This is a genomic window from Streptomyces sp. NPDC054794, from assembly GCF_053611585.1.
In genome coordinates this window covers 21467-40966 of record NZ_JBSHAQ010000044.1, presented here as the reverse complement: position 1 = coordinate 40966, position 19500 = coordinate 21467, and the positions used below count along the sequence as shown (strand labels likewise).

Annotated in this window: 15 protein-coding genes and 1 pseudogene; 9 read left to right on the top strand and 7 right to left on the bottom strand. The window is 73.0% G+C overall.

Annotated features, from left to right (window positions below; genetic code table 11):
• Positions 1–67: 67 nt before the first annotated feature.
• A pseudogene (locus ACWGKT_RS35140) lies at positions 68–1072 on the top strand (glycosyltransferase 87 family protein); the annotation flags it as partial.
• A 2-nt stretch (positions 1073–1074) separates the two neighbouring features.
• Here the strand turns inward: ACWGKT_RS35140 and ACWGKT_RS35135 are convergent.
• Together ACWGKT_RS35135 and ACWGKT_RS35130 are read right to left on the bottom strand one after the other, a co-directional pair.
• A complete protein-coding gene (locus ACWGKT_RS35135) occupies positions 1075–2721 on the bottom strand; it encodes a DNA repair helicase XPB (RefSeq protein WP_453276835.1) in 1647 nt (548 codons plus the stop codon).
• 71 nt (positions 2722–2792) lie between these two features.
• Complete coding sequence (locus ACWGKT_RS35130; protein WP_453276834.1) at positions 2793–5333, bottom strand: helicase-associated domain-containing protein; 2541 nt, start codon at positions 5331–5333, stop codon at positions 2793–2795.
• Positions 5334–5512: 179 nt separating this feature from the next.
• Between ACWGKT_RS35130 and ACWGKT_RS35125 the strand changes: the two genes are divergently transcribed.
• Together ACWGKT_RS35125 and ACWGKT_RS35120 are read left to right on the top strand one after the other, a co-directional pair.
• Entirely contained in the window at positions 5513–6502 is a 990-nt protein-coding gene (locus tag ACWGKT_RS35125) for a hypothetical protein (RefSeq protein ID WP_453276833.1), read from the top strand.
• A gap of 203 nt (positions 6503–6705) precedes the next feature.
• Positions 6706–7341 carry an HAD family hydrolase gene (locus ACWGKT_RS35120; RefSeq protein WP_356155277.1) on the top strand — a complete coding sequence of 212 codons (636 nt, stop codon included), beginning with the start codon at positions 6706–6708 and terminating at the stop codon, positions 7339–7341.
• Here the strand turns inward: ACWGKT_RS35120 and ACWGKT_RS35115 are convergent.
• Positions 7317–7568 (bottom strand): hypothetical protein, encoded by a 252-nt coding sequence (locus tag ACWGKT_RS35115; RefSeq protein ID WP_235455879.1) that lies wholly within the window; start codon positions 7566–7568, stop codon positions 7317–7319. The two genes, ACWGKT_RS35120 and ACWGKT_RS35115, sit on opposite strands and share 25 nt — an antisense overlap.
• Positions 7569–7732: 164 nt before the next feature.
• Here ACWGKT_RS35115 and ACWGKT_RS35110 point away from each other — a divergent pair, with 164 nt between their 5' ends.
• On the top strand, positions 7733–8116 hold the full coding sequence (locus ACWGKT_RS35110; RefSeq protein ID WP_308407528.1) for a cold-shock protein: 384 nt from the start codon (positions 7733–7735) through the stop codon (positions 8114–8116).
• Between the two features lie 40 nt (positions 8117–8156).
• On the opposite strand, the gene ACWGKT_RS35105 is transcribed toward ACWGKT_RS35110, so the two are convergent.
• The 4 genes from ACWGKT_RS35105 to ACWGKT_RS35090 all read right to left on the bottom strand — a co-directional run bounded on the left by ACWGKT_RS35105 (position 8157) and on the right by ACWGKT_RS35090 (position 11689).
• Positions 8157–9011 carry a 1,4-dihydroxy-6-naphthoate synthase gene (locus ACWGKT_RS35105; RefSeq protein WP_453276832.1) on the bottom strand — a complete coding sequence of 285 codons (855 nt, stop codon included), beginning with the start codon at positions 9009–9011 and terminating at the stop codon, positions 8157–8159.
• A complete protein-coding gene (locus ACWGKT_RS35100; RefSeq protein WP_453276831.1) occupies positions 9001–9762 on the bottom strand; it encodes a futalosine hydrolase in 762 nt (253 codons plus the stop codon). Before ACWGKT_RS35100 ends, ACWGKT_RS35105 begins: the two co-directional genes overlap by 11 nt.
• Complete coding sequence (locus ACWGKT_RS35095) at positions 9726–10202, bottom strand: DUF2771 domain-containing protein (RefSeq protein ID WP_356155266.1); 477 nt, start codon at positions 10200–10202, stop codon at positions 9726–9728. The genes ACWGKT_RS35100 and ACWGKT_RS35095 overlap by 37 nt, the downstream gene beginning before the upstream one ends.
• Positions 10203–10264: 62 nt before the next feature.
• The gene (locus tag ACWGKT_RS35090; RefSeq protein ID WP_356155263.1) at positions 10265–11689 is read right to left on the bottom strand and encodes an MFS transporter; all 1425 of its coding nucleotides are present in this window, start codon (positions 11687–11689) and stop codon (positions 10265–10267) included.
• 255 nt (positions 11690–11944) lie between these two features.
• On the opposite strand from ACWGKT_RS35090, the gene ACWGKT_RS35085 reads away from it, so the two are divergent.
• The 5 genes from ACWGKT_RS35085 (at position 11945) to ACWGKT_RS35065 (ending at position 19416) form a co-directional block, all read left to right on the top strand.
• On the top strand, positions 11945–12871 hold the full coding sequence (locus tag ACWGKT_RS35085) for a DUF3027 domain-containing protein (protein ID WP_453276830.1): 927 nt from the start codon (positions 11945–11947) through the stop codon (positions 12869–12871).
• Positions 12872–13249: 378 nt separating this feature from the next.
• The gene (locus tag ACWGKT_RS35080; RefSeq protein WP_453276829.1) at positions 13250–16384 is read left to right on the top strand and encodes a sacsin N-terminal ATP-binding-like domain-containing protein; all 3135 of its coding nucleotides are present in this window, start codon (positions 13250–13252) and stop codon (positions 16382–16384) included.
• A 184-nt stretch (positions 16385–16568) separates the two neighbouring features.
• A complete protein-coding gene (locus ACWGKT_RS35075; protein WP_453276828.1) occupies positions 16569–17348 on the top strand; it encodes a calcium-binding protein in 780 nt (259 codons plus the stop codon).
• 116 nt (positions 17349–17464) lie between these two features.
• Positions 17465–18331, top strand: coding sequence for a hypothetical protein (locus ACWGKT_RS35070; protein WP_356155251.1), 867 nt, complete (start codon positions 17465–17467; stop codon positions 18329–18331).
• A 233-nt stretch (positions 18332–18564) separates the two neighbouring features.
• Complete coding sequence (locus ACWGKT_RS35065; RefSeq protein ID WP_453276827.1) at positions 18565–19416, top strand: hypothetical protein; 852 nt, start codon at positions 18565–18567, stop codon at positions 19414–19416.
• Positions 19417–19500 lie beyond the last annotated feature (84 nt).

The following is a 19500-nucleotide window of genomic DNA, read 5'->3' as shown; positions in this document are numbered from 1 at the left end:
GCTCTGCCTGCTTCCTCTGCTGTCCCTGCTCTGCCTCGCCGTCCTCTGCGTCGTACAGCGCGCCCCGATGGCCGACGTGCTGGTCTACCGGGCCGAGGGCGAGGCCGTCGTCCACGGCGGCGATCTCTACGGCTTCACGGTCACCGAGTGGCGGCTGCCGGCGACGTACCCGCCCTTCGCGGCGGCCCTGTTCGTGCCGACGGTCTGGATCCCCGTCCCCGTCCTGAAGGCCGCGTTCCTCGCGGGCAACGCGCTCCTGCTCGCCGGTCTCGTCAGCCTGTCCGCCCGCCTCGCGGGCCGAACGCCCCGGCTGCCGCTGCTGTGTGCGGCCACCGCCCTGTCCCTGTGGCTCGAACCGGTCTTCCAGACGCTGCTGTTCGGGCAGATCAACCTGGCGATCATCTGCCTGATCCTGTGGGACCTCACCCGACCCCCGGGCGCCCGGGGCAAGGGCACGGCCCTCGGGATCGCGGCCGGCGTCAAACTCACCCCGGCCGTCTTCGTGGTGTATCTGCTCCTGACCGGACGGGGGCGGGAGGCGGCGACGGCGACGGCGGCGTTCGGCGGCACGGTCCTGCTCGGCGCGCTGCTGCTGCCCGCGGCCAGCGTGGACTTCTGGACGCGCCGCCTCTACGAGACCGGACGGGTGGGCAAGGCCTGGATCGTCGACAACCAGTCCCTGCAGGGCCTGGTGGCGCGGCTGTCGGGCGACCCCGCGCCGGGGCCGCTGTGGCTCGTCCCGGCGGCGGCCGTCGCGGTCACCGGGCTGTGGCTGGCGGCACGGGCCGGTGAGGAGCGGCACGGCATCCTGCTGACCGCGGTGACGGCCCTGCTCGTCTGCCCGATCAGCTGGTCCCACCACTGGGTGTGGTGCGTCCCGCTGCTCGCCGTCCTCCTCGCCGAGCACCGCGTCCGTCTCGCGGCGCTGACGGCGGCGGTGTTCACCGCCCGTACGCTGTGGCTGGTGCCGCACCAGGGGGACCTGGACCTGCGCCTGCCCTGGTGGGCCCAGCCCCTGGCATCGCCGTATCCGCTCCTGGGGCTGGTCCTGCTGGCCGTGCTGGCCCGGGCCGGTCAGGCGCCCTCCGCCAGGATCTCGTCCGCGTCCACGATCCGGTACGCGTACCCCTGCTCCGCCAGGAAGCGCTGGCGGTGGGCGGCGAAGTCCTGGTCGATCGTGTCGCGGGCGACGACGGAGTAGAAGTGGGCCTGGTGGCCGTCGGCCTTGGGGCGCAGCACCCGGCCGAGGCGCTGGGCCTCCTCCTGGCGGGAGCCGAAGGTGCCCGACACCTGGATGGCCACGGTGGCCTCCGGCAGGTCGATGGAGAAGTTGGCCACCTTGGAGACGACGAGGACGCTGATCTCGCCCTCCCGGAAGGCGTCGAAGAGCTTCTCGCGCTGCGCGTTGGAGGTCTCGCCCTTGATGACGGGCGCGTTCAGGTGCTCGCCCAGTTCGTCGAGCTGGTCGATGTACTGGCCGATGACGAGGATCTGCTGCCCGGCGAAGCGCCGGACCAGGGCCTCGGTGACCTTGCGCTTGGTCGCGGTGGTCGCGCAGAAGCGGTACTTCTCCTCCGTCTCGGCGGTCGCGTAGGCGAGCCGCTCGGAGTCGGTGAGATTGACCCGCACCTCGACGCAGTCCGCGGGCGCGATGTACCCCTGCGCCTCGATCTCCTTCCAGGGCGCGTCGAACCGCTTGGGGCCGATGAGGGAGAACACGTCCGACTCCCGGCCGTCCTCGCGCACCAGCGTCGCCGTCAGACCGAGGCGGCGGCGCGCCTGGAGGTCGGCGGTGAACTTGAAGACGGGGGCCGGCAGCAGGTGCACCTCGTCGTAGACGATGAGCCCCCAGTCACGCGAGTCGAAAAGCTCCAGGTGGGGATAGATCCCCTTCCGCTTGGTCGTCAGCACCTGGTAGGTGGCGATGGTGACCGGCCGGATCTCCTTCCTCGTACCGCTGTACTCACCGATCTCGTCCTCGGTCAGCGAGGTCCGCTTCACCAGCTCGTGCTTCCACTGCCGGGCGGAGACGGTGTTGGTGACGAGGATCAGGGTGGTGGACTTGGCCTGGGCCATGGACCCGGCGCCGACCAGCGTCTTGCCGGCGCCGCAGGGCAGCACGACGACACCGCTCCCACCGTGCCAGAAGTTCTCCACGGCCTGCTTCTGGTAGGCGCGCAGCGCCCATCCGTCCTCGCGCAGCTCGATGGGATGGGCCTCGCCGTCCACGTACCCCGCGAGGTCCTCGGCGGGCCAGCCCAGCTTGAGCAGCGTCTGCTTGATCTGGCCGCGCTCGGAGGGGTGCACGGCCACGCTGTCCGGGTCGATCCGGGCGCCGACGAGCGGGATGATCCGCTTGGAGCGCAGGATCTCTTCGAGGACCGGCCGATCGGTGGTGGTCAGGACCAGCCCGTGGGCCGGGTGCTTGGTGAGGGTCAGCCGCCCGTACCGGTCCATGGTCTCGGCGATGTCGACGAGCAGCGCGTGCGGCACGGGGTAGCGGCTGTACTGCACGAGCGCGTCCACGACCTGCTCGGCGTCGTGCCCCGCGGCCCGCGCGTTCCACAGGCCCAGCGGGGTGACCCGGTAGGTGTGGATGTGCTCCGGCGCCCGCTCCAGCTCGGCGAACGGCGCGATGGCACGACGGCAGTCGTCGGCCTGCTCGTGGTCGACTTCGAGGAGCAGGGTCTTGTCGGACTGGACGATCAGCGGACCATTCACGCGCGGCTGCCTTTCCCAGATGGCTCTGTACGGCCAAACGTCCAGTGTGCCCTACCGGCCGCCGATCACGGTCAGTCGTCCGCCAGCTCCGCCACCCCGGTGATCCGGTGCAGCGGATACGTCCGGACCTCGTCCGCCGTGTGGTCGTACGCCGTGACGAAACCGCCCTCGACGCGGATCGGGGCGATGACGCGCTGGCTGGCGGCGCCCTCGGCGTTGACGTACCCGATCCACAGGGCCTCGCCGGTCAGGACGGCGGCCTGCATGGTGGCCAGGGTCTCGGCGGAGCTGGTGCGGGGCAGGTCGCCGCTGGTGCCTGCGGGCTCGCCGGACGCCGCGGCGGGTTTGCGCGGGGCCGTCGCGGCCAGGTCGCCCGCGCGGATCGCGCGGACCGCGGCCGACAGGAGGGTGGCGTCGGGGGTCGGCGGGCCGTCCGGCACCGGTTCGGGAGCCGTGCGGGGCGGGGTGCGGTGGGCGAGGGCGCGGGTGATCAGGACGTCGCCCTCCGCCGATTCGGCGGCCGGTGCGTAGCCCATCGCGCGCAGGCCGTCGAGGAGCGCCGTCGGGTCGGCCTGGGCGGCCAGCACGGTCGGTGCCAGGCGCCGCAGGCCCAGGGCCGATCCCCGTTTGTCGGCCAGGATCTCGTTCAGGAGGGTGTCGTCGTCGCAGCGGACGTACGCCGAGGCCGCGCCCACCCGCAGATGGCCGTGCTTACGGGCCACGTCGTCGATCAGGTACGCCAGCGGCTGCGGGACCGGGGTGCGGGAGTGGGCGGTGAGGAAGTCGTGCAGGTCGGAGGCGGCGCGGCCGGCGTCCAGGGCGCGCCGTACGGAGGCCGGGGTGAAGCGGTAGACCGTCGCGCCGCCCTTGGACTCCACGTCCGCGAGCACGCTCAGCATGTCGGCCAGCGGCCGCTGGAGCGGGCCCGGGGCCACCGCCGTCAGGTCCGCCTGGAGCAGCACATGGTCCAGGGGCTCGGGGAGCAGCGGCGCGAGCAGCCGGGCGGCCGCGGTGGAGGCCACCGCCTGCTCGGGCGGGGAGAGGGGTTCGCGGGGCAGGGACGGGCGGTGGTGGTGCACGGGGAGCTTGTCGCCGGGGCCGGACGGCTCCGGCTCCTGCGGCGCCTTCACCACGGGCGTCCCGAGCAGGGCGCGCCCCTGCGCGGACAGCGCCCCGCGCCCGGTCACGCCCAGCAGCTCGGCCTCGGACAGCGTCCACCGGGCGAGGCGGGAGCGCAGGTCGTCCTCGCGCTGCGGCACGCGCAGCGGCCGCTCCCAGCGGAGCCGGGCCAGGACCGACTCGGCGGCCGGGGCGGCGCCCTCCGGCAGCCCGGCCAGCAGGGTCAGCACACGGTGCCGTACCTCGGGCGCGGCCGAGCGGTCGAGTCCCGGGCCCAGCGCGGACAGTGCGCGGTCCTTCGCGTCCCGCCCGCCGATCAGCCCCGACGTCCGGGTCGCCGTCAGCCAGGTCTCCGCGAGCCGCGCCCAGCGCTCGGCGGCGGGCCGCTCCAGCCACTCGTCGTAGGCCGGGGTGGCGGCGTACCGCTCGTCCGCCTCGCCGTCCGAGGCCAGCAGGCCGGCCGCGTAGGCGAGCTCGACCCAGAAGGCGGCCACCGGTTCGGGCACGTCGAGCGCGACGGCGGTCCGCTTCAGGTCCCGCACGCTCAGCCCGCCGGCGCGCAGCACCGCCGGTCCGCCCTCGTCCCAGTCCTTCAGCAGATCCTCGATGGTCGCGAGGGCCGTGTACGCCTGCCCGGCCGCCGTCGCGTCCACCATCGCGGGCCGGTGGGTCGCGGTCGCCTCGACGGCGGGCGGCACGGCCTCCGGTTCGCGGTGGGCGTGGCCGCCGCGCAGGTGCAGTGCCACTTCCCGGGGCAGGACGACCGTGCCGGGCGCCGTCGGCAGCAGCAGGCCGCGGTCGAGCAGCCAGCGCAGATGGGCGGCCGGGTCGGGGGTGACCTGGCCGTACGGGGGTCCCCACACGAGCCGGGCGAGGACCGCGCGCGATTCCTCGGGCGCCTCGTCGAGCAGCGCGGCCATCCGCTCGCGGTCCGAGAAGAGGGCGGCGAGCGCGGTGACGGCGGAGACCGAGTCGTGGGTCGTGGGCAGCCCGGCGGTGGTGACGATCTCCTGGATCCGCCCCGGGGACATCCCCGCGGTGGCCTCCTGCACGGTCGGGCCGAGCCCCGTCGGGGACGGGTGCTGCGGGGACGGCGCGAGCAGCTCGCGGGCCGTGCGCACCAGCCGCAGCCGGTCCTCGCCGCCCCAGACCAGGGCCTGCTCGCGCAGGGTGGCCAGGGCGCGCGGCAGGGCGGCGGCGACGGCCGGATCCCGCGCGTCGCCCGCCATCAGGGCGAGCAGGTCGTCGTACGTCGCCGGGTCCGCCGCCACCGCCAGCGCCTCCGCGGTCTGCAGCGCGAAGCGGTCCAGACGCTCCAGCGCGCGCAGGACCGAGGCGCGCGTCCCCGCACGGGTGGCGAGCTGCGTGAGGTCGGTCGGCACGGGCGTGATGAGGTCGGGGCGGCTGCGCAGGAGCGCGGCCAGGGAGTCGTCGTCCCTGACGCGGAGCGCCTCCGCGAGGGAGCGGGGCGCCGGGCGGTCCTCGGTGCTCATCTCGCCTACGTTACCGGCGTCGGGGCGGGTGCCGCCGGGGTCTGCCGCCGCGGGCCCCCACCGGGCCCGAAGTGCACCGCCCCGGGTATGCCCGCCGAGGTGGGATGCCCGGCCCGCGCCGACAGCGGTAACGTCTCTCACCACGGGGTATCCAACACGCCCGCCCCGGAGGGGACTTCGTGGGTATCGAAAGCGACCAGGTCGTCTACGAGTATCTGAGCCGCGTCGGTGACGTGGCGCACCGGCGGCAGCTGCCGTCGGCCACGCGGATGCGGCTGGTGTCGGAGCTGCGCAACGAGATCGACCGGCACCGGGCGAAGACCCCCGTCGACAGTCCCGCCGCCGTGCGCCGCATCCTCGCCCGGCTGGGCACCCCGGACGAGGTCGTCGCGGCCGCGGGCGGCACCGCCGGTGTGCCCCAGACGCCGGCCGCCTCCGTACCCGTACAGCCGGTGGAGGCGTCGGGGCCGGAGCGCGCGCCGAAGGGGCTGCGCCGGATCGTGCCGCGGCCGCGCCCCGCGGAGCCGGACACCCCCGCGCCCTCGGACGCGCCGTCGCCGCCCCACCTCGCCGCGGAGCACGAGCTCGGCGGCAGTGCCGTGCAGCCGGACTGGTGGCGGGTGGAGGGCGGACCGCTCGCGGAGACCGACACCGTGCCGGGTTTCGTCGGCGGCGTGGAGATCCCCGACCTGCTCAAACCGCCTCCGAAGGAGAGGGAGAAGGGGAAGGAGCGGACCGAGGATGCCGAGCCCGTAGCCGAGGACGCCCGGGAGACGGACCCGGAGCCCGCCCCGGCCGCCCGGCGCCGACTCGGGCTGCCCCGCCCCGCCACCGGCTGGACCAACCCGCTGCTGCTGCTCGCCGCCGGGCTCCTCGTCGCCGGTGCCGTCCTCGGCAACTGGTTCGCGCTCGCCCTCGGCTGGCTCATCGCCTACGGCTCCCGCCGCCTGAGCCCGACGGAGACCAAGTGGGCGGTGATGGGGATGCCCGGCCTGGCCCTCGCGGCCGGCGTGACCTGGCTCTGGGGCCGCAGCGACGGCCGCTGGGGCGACCCCGTCGCCCAGGGCCACATGAAGGACGCCGTCGCCGAGACCTGGCCCTGGGTGGTGCGCGGCGCGGCGGTCGCCTCGGCGCTCTACCTGGTGTGGCGCTCCCAGCGCCGACGCTGAGCGCTCCGCTGGAAGTGCCGTGATGTGTCGTCGGTCGTCTGCGGCGCCGTCGTGGCTGGTCGCGCAGTTCCCCGCGCCCCTTCAGGGTGCTGCCGAACCGCAGCGCACTTCGCACCTGCCCAGTGCCTCGACAGGCACTGGCCGGCAGGCCGTCGTCGAGCTCACAGCCCCGGCCCGGCTGCCCCTCCCGGCCGATGGGCACAATGGCCCCCGTGACTTCTTCCGCGCTGACCGTCGGGTTCGACCTCGACATGACGTTGATCGACTCCCGGCCCGGCATCCACGCCTGCTACACGGCGCTGTCCGAGCGGACCGGGACGTACATCGACGCCGACCTGGCGATCACCCGGCTCGGGCCGCCGCTCGCGGAGGAACTCGTCCACTGGTTCCCGCCGGAGCAGGTCGGACCGATGGGCGACCTGTACCGCGAGATGTACCCCGCCATCGCGATCGCCGCGACGCCCGCGATGCCCGGCGCCCGAGAGGCGATCACGGCCGTGCGGTCGGCCGGCGGACGGGCGGTCGTGGTCACCGCGAAGTACGAGCCGAACGCCAAGCTGCACCTGACCCACCTCGGCCTGGAGCCCGACGCGGTGATCGGCGACCTGTGGGCCGAGCAGAAGGCGGCGGCCCTGCGCGAGCACGGCGCGACCGTGTACGTCGGCGACCACGTCGGGGACGTGCGCGGTGCCCGCGGCGCCGGGGCCCTGTCCGTGGCCGTGGCCACGGGGCCGTGCGACGCGGCGGAACTGCGCGCGGCCGGGGCCGACGTGGTCCTGACGGACCTCACCGAGCTCCCCGCCTGGCTGGCCGCCTACCGCGAGGCGCCGCGCGCCTGACGGCGGCCCGCCGCGACCGAGCGCAGCACACCGGCGCCCGCCACGAGGAAGCCGACGCCCATCAGCATGCTCAAACCGAACATGTACGTCGGAAAAGGTTTCGTGCCGAGGAACAGCGGGGCCACGGTGACGAGAGTGGCCACGGCACCGATGAAGAAGACAACGGCACCGGCACGGATCAGTCCGTCACCGGGTCCGGCGGAATTCGTTTGGGTTTTGTCACGCACCGGACCAGGGTAGTTCCCTGCGCGTAGGAACAATCGGGCGACGTCTTGTCACCCGCCCGAAGACCATTAGCCTTGGTAGCGGCGGGTCATCGACGACCCGCTGTAGTGCTATCAAGAGCCGTTTCCGAAGCAGTTTTCCGACGAGTACGAGGACGAGGACAGACGTGCCTACCGGCAAGGTCAAGTGGTTCAACAGCGAGAAGGGCTTCGGCTTTCTCTCCCGCGACGACGGCGGTGACGTCTTCGTCCATTCCTCTGTTCTCCCCGACGGAGTCGACGTACTCAAGCCGGGACAGCGCGTGGAGTTCGGAGTGGTCGCCGGTCAGCGCGGCGACCAGGCGCTCTCGGTCGTCATCCTCGACCCGACGCCCTCGGTCGCGGCCGCACAGCGCAAGAAGCCGGACGAACTGGCCTCGATCGTGCAGGATCTGACGACCCTCCTCGAAAACATCACGCCGATGCTGGAGAAGGGCCGCTATCCGGACAAGGCCTCCGGCAAGCAGATCGCGGGCCTGCTGCGGGCGGTCGCCGACCAGTTGGACGTCTGAGTCCGCGGGGTTTGTCGACTTCCCGGATCCGTACCCGTTCTCAGGGGAAATCGAGTGCCGTAGGGCCGAGGGGCGGAAGAAGCCCCTCGGCCGCCGCGCGTGTGAGCAGGCCCCGGACGGCCGCGTAGCCGTCCTCGCCGAGATCCGACGTGAACTCGTTGACGTACAGCCCGATGTGCTGGTCGGCGACGGCCGGGTCCATCTCCTGGGCGTGCTCCATCACGTACGGCCGGGAGGCCTCGGGGTCGTCCCAGGCCGCGTGCACGGACGTGTGGATGGCCTCCGCGAGCCGCCGCAGCGTGTCCGCGCCCAGCGACCGCTTGGCGATGATCGCGCCCAGCGGGATCGGCAGCCCGGTGGTGTGCTCCCAGTGCTCGCCCATGTCGGCGAGCTTGTGCAGCCCGTAGTTCTGGTAGGTGAAGCGCGCCTCGTGGATGACGAGCCCCGCGTCGACCTTCCCGTCCCGCACCGCCGGCATGATCTCGTGGAACGGCATGACGACGATCTCGCCGACCCCGCCCGCCGGCGTGTCCGCCGCCCACAGCCGGAACAGCAGATAGGCCGTCGACTTCTCGCTCGGCACGGCGACCGTACGACCCGTAAGGTCGCCTCCCGCCTCCCGCGTGAGCACCAGCGGCCCGCAGCCCCGGCCCAGCGCGCCCCCGCAGGGCAGCAGCGCGTACTCGTCGAGGACGTACGGCAGCACCGCGTACGACACCTTCAGCACGTCGAACTCGCCGCGCTCGGCCATGCCGTTCGTGATGTCGATGTCCGCGAAGGTGACGTCCAGCGCGGGCGCGCCGGGGACGCGGCCGTGGGCGAGGGCGTCGAAGACGAACGTGTCGTTGGGGCAGGGCGAGTACGCGATCTGCAGCTGTCGGCTCTCAGGACTCATGTGGGTTCCAACTCTCCCAGGCGGACGTGAGCTTCCCGAAGGCCCCGGTGAGGGCCGCGAGGGCATCGCCGATGCGCCAGGCGGCGCGGTCGCGCGGGCCGACGGGGTTGGAGACGGCGCGTACCTCAAGGACGGGCACCCGGTGCGCGGCGGCGGCCTCGGCCACCCCGAAACCCTCCATGGCCTCGGCGAGGGCACGGGGGTGACGGGCGCGGAGCTGTGCGGCGCGGGCGGCCGTCCCGGTCACGGTCGAGACGGTCAGTACCTCGCCGGGGAGCGCCCCGGTCGCGGCGGCGACGGCTCGTACGAGTGCTTTCGGCGGACGGTGGCTGACGGTCCCGAAACCCAGTTCGGTGACCGGGAGGAATCCGTCGGCCGTCTCGGCGCCCAGATCGGCCGCGGTGATCTCGTCGGCGACCACGAGCGAACCGACCGGCGCCCCGGGCTGGAAGCCGCCGGCGATCCCGGCGCTGACGACGAGGTCGTAGGGGGTGCCCTGGAGGGCGGCGGCGGTGAGGGCGGTGGCGGTGGAGGCGGCGGCGAGCGCCGGGCCGACGCCGGCGGCGAGGAGGTCGCAGGCGAACTCACCGGAGATCCGGTGGAGCACCGCTCCCGGGAGCCGCACCTCGCTCGCGGCCGTGGCGAACGCCCGAGCCACCGCGTCCCGTTCGGCGGGAACGGCGGTGGCTACGAGGACACGTGCGGACGACGTGGTCAGGAGTCGGTGTCCTTCTTGAGCTTGAAGGACCACAGGCCCGTGACGTCCTTCTCGCCCTCCTTGATCGACACCAGGGTGGAGTTGCCCTGGGCGCCGTACTGGACGTTGAAGAACACGCTGCCCGGGATGGTGCGATAGGTCTTCTTGCTGGAGTCGGTGAGCGGCTGACCGTTCATCAGGATCGTCCAGCCGTTGTCCGCGATGTCCGGGTCGACACCGAAGCGCACGGTCGCGTCCGGGTCCACCTTGATCGACTTGATGTCCGTGTCCTTGAGGCACTTGGCCAGGGAGGCGGTGTTCAGCGGGTCACCGCCGTTGTAGCAGGTGGCCTCGGAGCTGACCGAACTCGTGCCGACGGTGACCGTCGCGATCGGGGACGGCTTCTCACAGGCCGTGAGAACGAGCAGTCCGGCGGAAACGGCGCCGGCGGCGGCGACGGCGCGGCGGCGTCGCACAACGGATTGCATGGTCATGGCCGAAGGCTATCGGGCAGCCCGGCCGGACCGGCCACGCGGGGTGCGGCGTGCCCGCTTCGTTACGCCACTCGCGGTCGTGTCCGGCCGCCGTGCCGCGCCGAACCGAGCAGCCCGCGTACGGTGCTCAGCCAGCCGACCGCCACCATGGCGGCGGCCACCGAAAGGCCCAGCGTGCCGTTGAGCGGCATCACGATGCCGACCGCGCCGCCGAACACCCACGCCATCTGGAGCATCGTCTCGGACCGCGCGAACGCCGACGTACGGACCAGTTCCGGTACGTCCCGCTGGATCAGCGCGTCGAGGGACAGCTTGGCGAGCGCCTGCGCGAACCCGGCGACCGCGGCCAGACACGCCACCAGGAACGTGCCGAAGAAGATTGCCGCGACGATCGCCGTGCCCAGCGCCACCGCGACCACGGTCACGATGATGATCTCCGGGGTCCGGGACCTGAGCCAGGCGCCCACCGCCGTGCCGAGCGCGTTGCCCACGCCCGCCGCGACGACCACTATCCCGAGCGACACCGCCGCGCTCTCGCCGGCCAGCGGGTGCTCGCGCAGCAGGAAGGCGAGGAAGAAGATCAGGAATCCGGACAGACAGCGCAGGGCGGCGTTGGCGCCGAGGGCGTGGGTGACGGCCGGGCCGACCGTGCGCAGTCCCGGGCGTTTTACCGGTTTGAGGTGCGGGCCGTGCAGGTGTCTCTCGTCGGCCGCGAGCAGCGCGACGTCCTCGCCCTTGGCCGAGTCCACCTTCGGCGGCAGGGAGAAGGACAGGACCGTACCCGCGACGAAGATCACGAAGGCGCCGTAGAGCGGCCAGCGGGGCCCGAGGGCCTGCAGGCCCGCGCCGACGGGCGCGGCGATGCCGGTGGCCAGGAGCCCGCCCAGGGTGACCCGCGAGTTGGCCTTGACCAGGGAGAAGCGGGGTGGCAGCAGCCGGGGCACCACGGCGCTGCGGACGACGCCGTACGCCTTGGAGGCCACGAGCACGCCGAGTGCCGCCGGATACAGCTCCAGGCTGCCGCTGGCCGCCGCGCCCGAGATGATCAGCGCGAGCAGGGCGCGGGCGAGCATCGCGGCGGCCATCGCGGCGCGGCGGCCGTGCGGCAGCCGGTCGAGGAGCGGGCCGATCACGGGGGCGAGGACCGTGAAGGGGGCCATGGTGATGGCGAGGTAGAGCGCGACCCGGCCGCGCGCCTCGTCCGTGGGCACCGAGAAGAACACGGTGGAGGCGAGCGCGATGGTGATCATGACGTCACCGGCGCCGTTCACCGCGTGCAGTTCGATCAGTTTGCCGAGACCGGACTCCCCGGCGCCGTGCGCGTGCGTGGCCTTCCTGATGCCGCGGGCGGTGCCGGTGACGGGAAAGTGCAGGGCGCGGCCGACGGCGCGGACGGCGCCGTGCACCCGGCCCGCACCGCCACCTCGACCTGTTCCCCCGACCCCACCGACCCCGGCGGCGCCCTGGGACGACCTCGCGGCTGCCACGACGTTCATAGTGCCCTGAGAACGCGGTCCGTAGAGCACTTTGCAGCCGAGCGAGTCGGGCGGGCGGTCGGGAACTAGGCCCAGCGCCGGTGACCGGGTAGCGTGCGTATCTCAGCCATCCCGCAGAATGGATGGAAGAGGTGCGCCCGAGCGCGATCGAGGCGGACGTCGATGCGGTCCACAGGTCCGCTCCGTCCGTCCCACCCGCCGGAGGCAGCCGCACCCGTGAGACGGCGTAGGAGAGAAGCGATACCTGTGAGCGCAGCGACAACGCGAAGCCGCACCCCCGACCGCCTGTGCGCCGAGGCCGTCGACCTCGCCCGCGCCGCCGCCGAGGAGGCGGCCGCACCCGGTGTGGTCGGCGAGCACGTCGGCCTGGTGTCGGAGGGGGACCGCGTTGTCACGCACTTCTTCGAGTGCAAGGAGCTCGGGTACCGCGGCTGGCGCTGGGCGGCGACCGTGGCCCGGGCGTCCCGCGCCAAGATCGTGACGCTGGACGAGGTCGTCCTGCTGCCCGGCTCGGACGCGCTGCTCGCGCCCGAGTGGGTCCCCTGGAGCGAGCGGCTGCGCCCCGGCGACATGGGTCCCGGCGACCTGCTGCCCACCGACGCGGAGGACCTGCGTCTGGAGCCGGGCTACTCCGGCGACGACGTGCCCCCGCCGAACTCGGCGGTCTCCCGGGAGATGGAGGAACTGGCGGACGCGGAGGACGCGGACGTCACTCCCGGCGCCCCCGCCGAGCAGCCCACGTCACCCACCCGCGGCTCGATCGCCGCGTTGGCGGAGGAACTGGGCATGCGACGCGCCCGGGTCCTGTCCCGCTACGGCCTGCATGTCGCCGCCGACCGCTGGGAGGAGGGCTTCGGGCCGAAGACGCCCATGGCCCAGGCGGCCCCCGCGTCCTGCGCCACCTGTGGCTTCCTGGTCCCCATGGGCGGCTCCCTCGGCCAGGCCTTCGGCGTCTGCGCGAACGAGTTCGCCCCGGCGGACGGCCGGGTCGTCTCCCTCGCGTACGGCTGCGGCGGCCACTCCGAGGCCGCGGTCATGCCCAAGCCGCCCCAGCCGGCCCCGCCGGTGATCGACGAGACCAAGGTCGACGTCTTCCCGCTCCGCCCCGCGGCGGACTCCGGCTCGGTCCCCCCGGTCGGCGACGAGGAGACGGCGGAACTCGGCCACTCCTAGAAGCGGACGGGGGTATTGCTGGGCATCCCCGGGGGCGGATGTCGGCCACTCCTGGGCTTCGGGGCGGCGCAGGCCCGCCGTTCCCGAGCCTCCCGGATGTTGGCCGCGCCGGCCGATTCCCGGGGCTTCTGGACGGCGTAGGCGCGCCGATTCCCGAGCCCCCTGGGGGTGGGGTGCCCGCCCCGTCGACTTCCGGGGCTCCTGAGCGATCCCTGCGCCGCTGATTGCCAAGCCCCCGAGCGTTCCCGCCCCGCCGACTCCCAAGCCCCCCGGGTGGTGTCCGGCCCCGGCCGGGACGGTGGGGTGGGTGGGAAGGGCGGCGGAGGTGGGGGCGGTGGCACGGTACCTTCGTCGTCAGCCGACGATGGAGAGGTGAACGTGAGCAAGTTCGTGCGGCCCGCGGCCGAGGGCGCCGACCCCTTCGGCACGGCCCGACTGCGCCGCGGTGTTCTCGACGCCTGGGCCACCAGCCCCGCCCGCTTCCGCGAGGACGCCAACGCGGAGGAGGACCTGGTCCTCGGCGGCTACCGGGACCGGCTCGTCGTCGAGCTCGCCCAGAACGCCGCCGACGCCGCCGCCCGGGCGAAGACCCCCGGCCGGCTCCGCCTCACCCTCCGCGACGGCGTCCTGTTCGCCGCCAACACCGGCGCCCCGCTGGACGAGGCCGGCGTCGAGTCCCTCTCCACCCTGCGCGCCTCCGCCAAGCGCGACCCGCAGGAGGGCCACGGCGCCGTCGGCCGCTTCGGCGTCGGCTTCGCCGCCGTCCTCTCCGTCACCGACGAGCCCGCGGTCGTGGGCCGGCACGGCGGTGTGCGCTGGTCCCTGGCCGAGGCCCGCGAACTCGCCGCGGACACCGCCCGGCACAGCCCCGGCCTGGGCGACGAGATCCGCCGCCGCGACGGGCACGTCCCGCTGCTGCGCCTGCCCTTCGCCGCCGAGGGCACCGCCCCCGACCCGTACGACACGGTCGTCATCCTTCCGCTGCGCGACGCGGCCGCCACCGACCTGGCCGAGCGCCTCCTGCACGCCGTGGACGACGCCCTCCTGCTCGCCCTGCCGGGCCTGGAGGAAGTGGTCGTCGAGATCAACGGCGACGCCCCCCGCACGCTCAGCCGCCGCACCGACGGGCCCTTCACCATCGTCGAGGACTCCCGCGACGGCCTCACCCACTGGCGCACCTCCGTCGCGCACGGCCCGCTCACCCCCGACCTGCTCGCCGACCGCCCGGTGGAGGAGCGCCTGCGCCCCCACTGGTCCGTCACCTGGGCCGTCCCCGTCGACAGCTACGGCGCCCCCGTCCACCCCCGCACCACCCCGGTCGTCCACGCGCCCACCCCCAGCGACGAGCCCCTCGGCGTACCCGCCCTGCTCATCGCCTCCTTCCCGCTGGACACCACCCGCCGGCACGCCGCCCCCGGCCCGCTGACCGACTTCCTGGTGCGGCGCGCGGCGGACGCGTACACCGAACTCCTCGCCGAATGGCGTCCGGTGACCGAGGGCGTCATCGGCCTGGTCCCCGGCCCGCTGGGCAAGGGCGAGCTCGACGGGGCGCTGCGGCAGGCGATCCTGGACCTGCTCCCGCGCACCGCGTTCCTGCCCCCGGCCATCGCGCCCGCCGGCCACGACGCCGACGACCTGCCCGAGGCCCTGCGGCCGCGCGACGCCGAGGTCGTCGAGGGCGCGGGCGCCGACACCGTCCGGGTCCTGGCCGAGGTACTGCCCACCCTGCTGCCCGCCGGCCTCGAACGTCGCGTCGAACTGCGCACGCTGGGCGTCGCCCGCCTCCCGCTCGCCGACGCGATCGACCGGCTGGCCGGGCTGGAGAAGGACCCGCAGTGGTGGCACCGCCTCTACGACAGCCTCGCCGGGGTCGACCCCGACCGGCTGTCCGGCCTGCCCGTGCCGCTCGCCGACGGCAGGACCACCATCGGCCCCCGCCAGGTCCTGCTGCCCACCCCGGACGCGGCCCGCATCGACCCGGAGGTCCTCGCCCGGCTGGGCCTGAAGGTCGCGCACCCCGACGCCGCGCACCCGATCCTGGAGAAGCTCGGCGCCCTGCCCGCGACCCCGCGCGCCGTCCTCACCACACCGCAGGTGCGCGCCGCCGTGGCCGCCTCCCTCGACGACGAGGGCGCGGTGTCCTGGGAGGAGGACGCCCCGGACCCCGAGGAACTGGCCGACACCGTCCTCGCCCTGGTTCGCGACGCGGGCCTGGAACCGGGCGACGAACCCTGGCTCGGCGCCCTGGCCCTGCCGGACGAGGACGGCGAACTCGCCCCCGCGGGCGAACTGGTCTACCCGGGCAGCCCGTTCGCACAGGTCGTCCGCGAGGACGAACTGGCCGCCGTGGACGCCGGGTTGGCCGAGAAGTGGGGCGAACAGCCGCTGGCCGCCTGTGGCGTGCTGGCCGACTTCGCCCTCGTACGCGCCACGGACGTCGTCCTCGACCCGGACGAACTGGAGCCCCGCGAGGGCGACTTCGCCGAGCCCGACGACGCCGGTCTGCTCGACGCCGTGGACGTGTGGTGCGAGGACATCCTCGACCGCTTCCCGGACAGCCCCGTGCCTCCGGTCGCCACCGAGCTCGTCGCCGTCCGCGACCTCGACCTCGTCGACGACGACCACTGGCCGCAGGCGCTCGCCCTGCTCGCCCGCCCGCCGCTGCGCGACGCGCTCACCCAGCCGATGCGGATCCTGCTGCCGGACGGCACGCACGAGGTCGTACGGCCGTACACGGCATGGTGGCTGCGCGGGCACCCGGTGCTGGACGGGCGCAGGCCCGCCGGTCTGCTGGCGGCCGGCGGCGACCCGCTGCTGCGCGGCCTGTACGACGAGGCGGACGCCACCGGGTTCGAGGACGAGCAGGTGCTGCGGGCTCTCGGGGTGCGCACCTCGGTCGCCGCGCTGCTCGACGAGCCCGGCGGCGGCGCCGAGCTCCTCGACCGGCTCGCCGATCCGGAGCGCCCGGTCACCTCCGCCCAGCTGCACGCGCTGTACAGCGCGCTGGCGGAGCTGGACCCCGAGCAGGTGACCCTGCCGGAGGAGCTGCGGGCCGTGGTCGACGGGCGGGTGGAGGTCGTGGACGCGGCCGACGCCGTGGTCGTCGACTCGCCCGACCTGCTGCCCTTCACCGAGGGCGTCCCGCTGCTGCCGGTACGGCCGTCGCGGGCCGCCGAACTCGCCGACCTGTTCCAGGTGCGGCGGCTGAGCGAGTCCGTCACCGGCTCGGTGGACTCCGAGGGCACCGAGCACGACGTACCGGAGTCGGTACGGGTGCTGCTCGGCCCGCGCACTCCGGACACGTACGTCGAGCACGAGGAGCTCGTCGTCGACGGCGTGGAGATCGACTGGCGCCTGGCGAACGACGCCGTCCTGCACGCCGCCACCCTGGAAGGCGTGGCCGCCGGCCTCGCCTGGGCGTCCGGCCAGTGGCCACGCCGCTTCGAGGTCGCGGCCCTACTGGAAGACCCCTCCCGCACGGAAGAACTGGCCCGGGACCGCTGGTTCGACTGAGCCCGACACGGCGGTAAGGGCCGCCTCGCCGACGATGTCCGGCGAGGCGGCCCTCCGGCCTGTCGCGGAGCGCCGCCGTGATCTCTGACACAAGGTCAAAAGAGCTTCAGTTCCCGTACAACCGTTCCCATCCTTCGTGGATCTGATCATGCGAGTCAACAGGCTCCTGATCATTGGGGAATCCATGCGCATTCGAGTACTGGGAGCCGCCGTCACCGGCGCCCTGGCCCTGTCCGCCTTCGCCGTCCCGGCCGCTCAGGCCGACGACAGCCGTGGCGACACCAAGATCTCGAACGTTGTGGTGAACGGGGGGAAGGCCGTCGTCGTCGGCGCGACCGGGAGCAAGACCTTCACGGTGTCCTTCACCGTGACGGACGACTCGGGCGTCGACTGGGCCCAGGCGATCCTGTACCACGGCCCGAGCATCGACGAGGCCGACAGCGGTGCCGTCGCCAACAGCAGTGACGGCCGCTCCAGCTGCACCAAGGTCGACGCCACCAAGTCGACCTGCAAGGCCGGCTACACCGTGACGGCCCGGTCCAACCTCATCAACAAGGTCGCCGGCGGCTGGAAGGTCTGGGCTGTCGCCCGGGGCAAGGACAGCAACTTCGTCCAGAAGGACAACGTCAAGAGCTTCCCGATCCAGCGCGCGTCCAAGCTGACGGCCAATGCCGCGCCGGAGCCGGTGAAGAAGGGCAGGACCATCACCGTCACGGGCGCGCTGACCCGGGCCAACTGGGACGCGGCCAAGTACTCCGGCTACGCCACCCAGCCGGTCAAGCTCCAGTTCCGCAAGAAGGGCTCCAGCACCTACACCACGCTGAAGACCGTCAAGTCGGACTCCCGGGGCAACCTGAAGGCCACGACCACTGCTTCGGCCGACGGCTACTACCGCTTCTCCTTCGCCGGCACCTCGACCACCCCGGCGGTCAACGCCACGGGTGACCTCGTCGACGTCCGCTGACGCACACCGAACATCTGTACAACCTCTCGCCGCCCTCGCGGGTCTGATCGGTGGAGTCAACGGACTCCACCGATCACTTGGACCTCGTGTCCACCTTTCTGCATTCGAGGGAACGCATGCGCATTCGTGCCACCGTGGCCGCCGTCTCCGGCGCCCTGGCCCTCTCCGCCGTCGTCGTGCCGGCCGCGCAGGCCGCCGACGCCGCCCCGTCCTACCGGGCGCAGGCCGTGAAGGCGCTCTCCGCCTCCGGCAAGTCCGCCTTCACCGCCACCACCGCCGCCGACCTGGGCGTGTCGTTCTCGAACTTCAAGATCGCCGGTGCGGTCAAGGTCGGGACCACCAACCACGTCTCCACCAAGGTCACCTACACGCTGACCCACGGCGCCAACTACGACATCAACTCCGACGACTTCGCCAACGGCCCCTTCCTCTACAAGGGTTCGTCGCCGGAGACCGCGGACAACGTGCTGTTCGGTGACGCCCCGGCCAGCTGCACCGCCACCTCGGAGACGACCGCCGACTGCGCGGGCCTCATCGACATCTACCCCGGTGACGACGAGCTGTTCAACTCCGACGCCGGCACCTGGTCGGGCGGCGGGCTGGCCCTGCAGTACAGCACCGAGGACGGCACGGTGCAGGCCGACCTGGGCACCACCAAGGTCCAGCGCCTGTCCAAGCTGACGGTCAACGCCTCGCCGGAGCCGGTGACGAAGGGCAAGACCATCACGGTCACCGGCCGGCTGACCCGGGCCAACTGGGAGTCGCACAAGTACACGGGCTACGTCACCCAGCCCGTCAAGCTCCAGTTCCGCAAGAAGGACTCCAGCACCTACACCACGCTGAAGACCGTCAAGACGGACTCGTACGGCAACCTGAAGAGCACGGTCACCGCCTCCGTGGACGGCTACTTCCGCTACGCCTTCGCGGGCACCACGACGACCCCGGCGGTCAACGCCACGGGTGACTTCGTCGACGTGCGATAAGCACGAGCGGTCGGCAGGACACCAACGGTCCCGTGTTCCGGAGCTCCGGAACACGGGACCGTCTTGTTCGGTCAGGGAATGATCATCGACTGGCAATCCGCGCACAAAATCTCTCGTGACGGCGCAACATCCGTACAACCAGTCACTGCCGTCACGGATCTGATCGCGTGAGTCAACAGACTCCACAATCACTTGGGCCCCGTGCCCACCTTTCTCCACTCAGGGGAACGTACATGCGCATACGTGCCACCGTGGCCGCCGTCACCGGCGCCCTGGCCCTCTCCGCCTTCGTCGCGCCGGCCGCACAGGCCGCCGACGCCCCCTCCGCCCGGTCGGAGTTCAGCGCCACCTCCGCCGACGCCTCCGCCGGTGCCGCCGCGACCCTCAACGTCACCTTCTCCGACATGAAGGTCAACAAGGGCAAGGCCGTCGTCGTCGGCACCTCGGCTGTCGTCGCGGTCCCGGTCACCTACTCGGTGACCCACGAGGCGAGCCTCGACACCAGCGCGGCCAACTTCGCCAGCGGGCCGTTCATCTACAAGGGCTCCTCGGTGACGAGCCCCAGCAACATGATCATCAGCGACGACCCGGGCACCTGCACCGCCGCCTCGACGACCGTCCTGAACTGCACCGCCACCATCCACGTCCGCCCGGCCGACGGCGACCTGGCGAACGCCGACGCCGGCGCCTGGACGGCGGGCGGCCTCGCGATCACCAAGGGCGGCGACACCAAGACCCAGGGCGGCCTCGGCGGCCTGCAGGTCCAGCGCGCGTCCAAGCTGACGGTCAACGCCGCGCCGGAGCCGGTCAAGAAGGGCAAGACCCTCACGGTCACCGGCCGGCTCACCCGGGCCAACTGGGACACCAACAAGTACTCCGGCTACGCCACCCAGCCGGTCAAGCTCCAGTTCCGCAAGAAGGGCTCCAGCACCTACACCACGCTGAAGACCGTCAAGACGGACTCGTACGGCAACCTGAAGACCACGACCACGGCGACGGTCGACGGCTACTACCGCTACAGCTTCGCGGGCACCGCGACGACCCCGTCGGTCAACGCCACGGCAGACTACGTGGACGTCCAGTAGAACAGCGCCCCGCTAGGGGCGCGGGGAACTGCGCGACCAGCCACAACGGGTCCGCACCCGAAACGCAACACCAGCCCACCCACC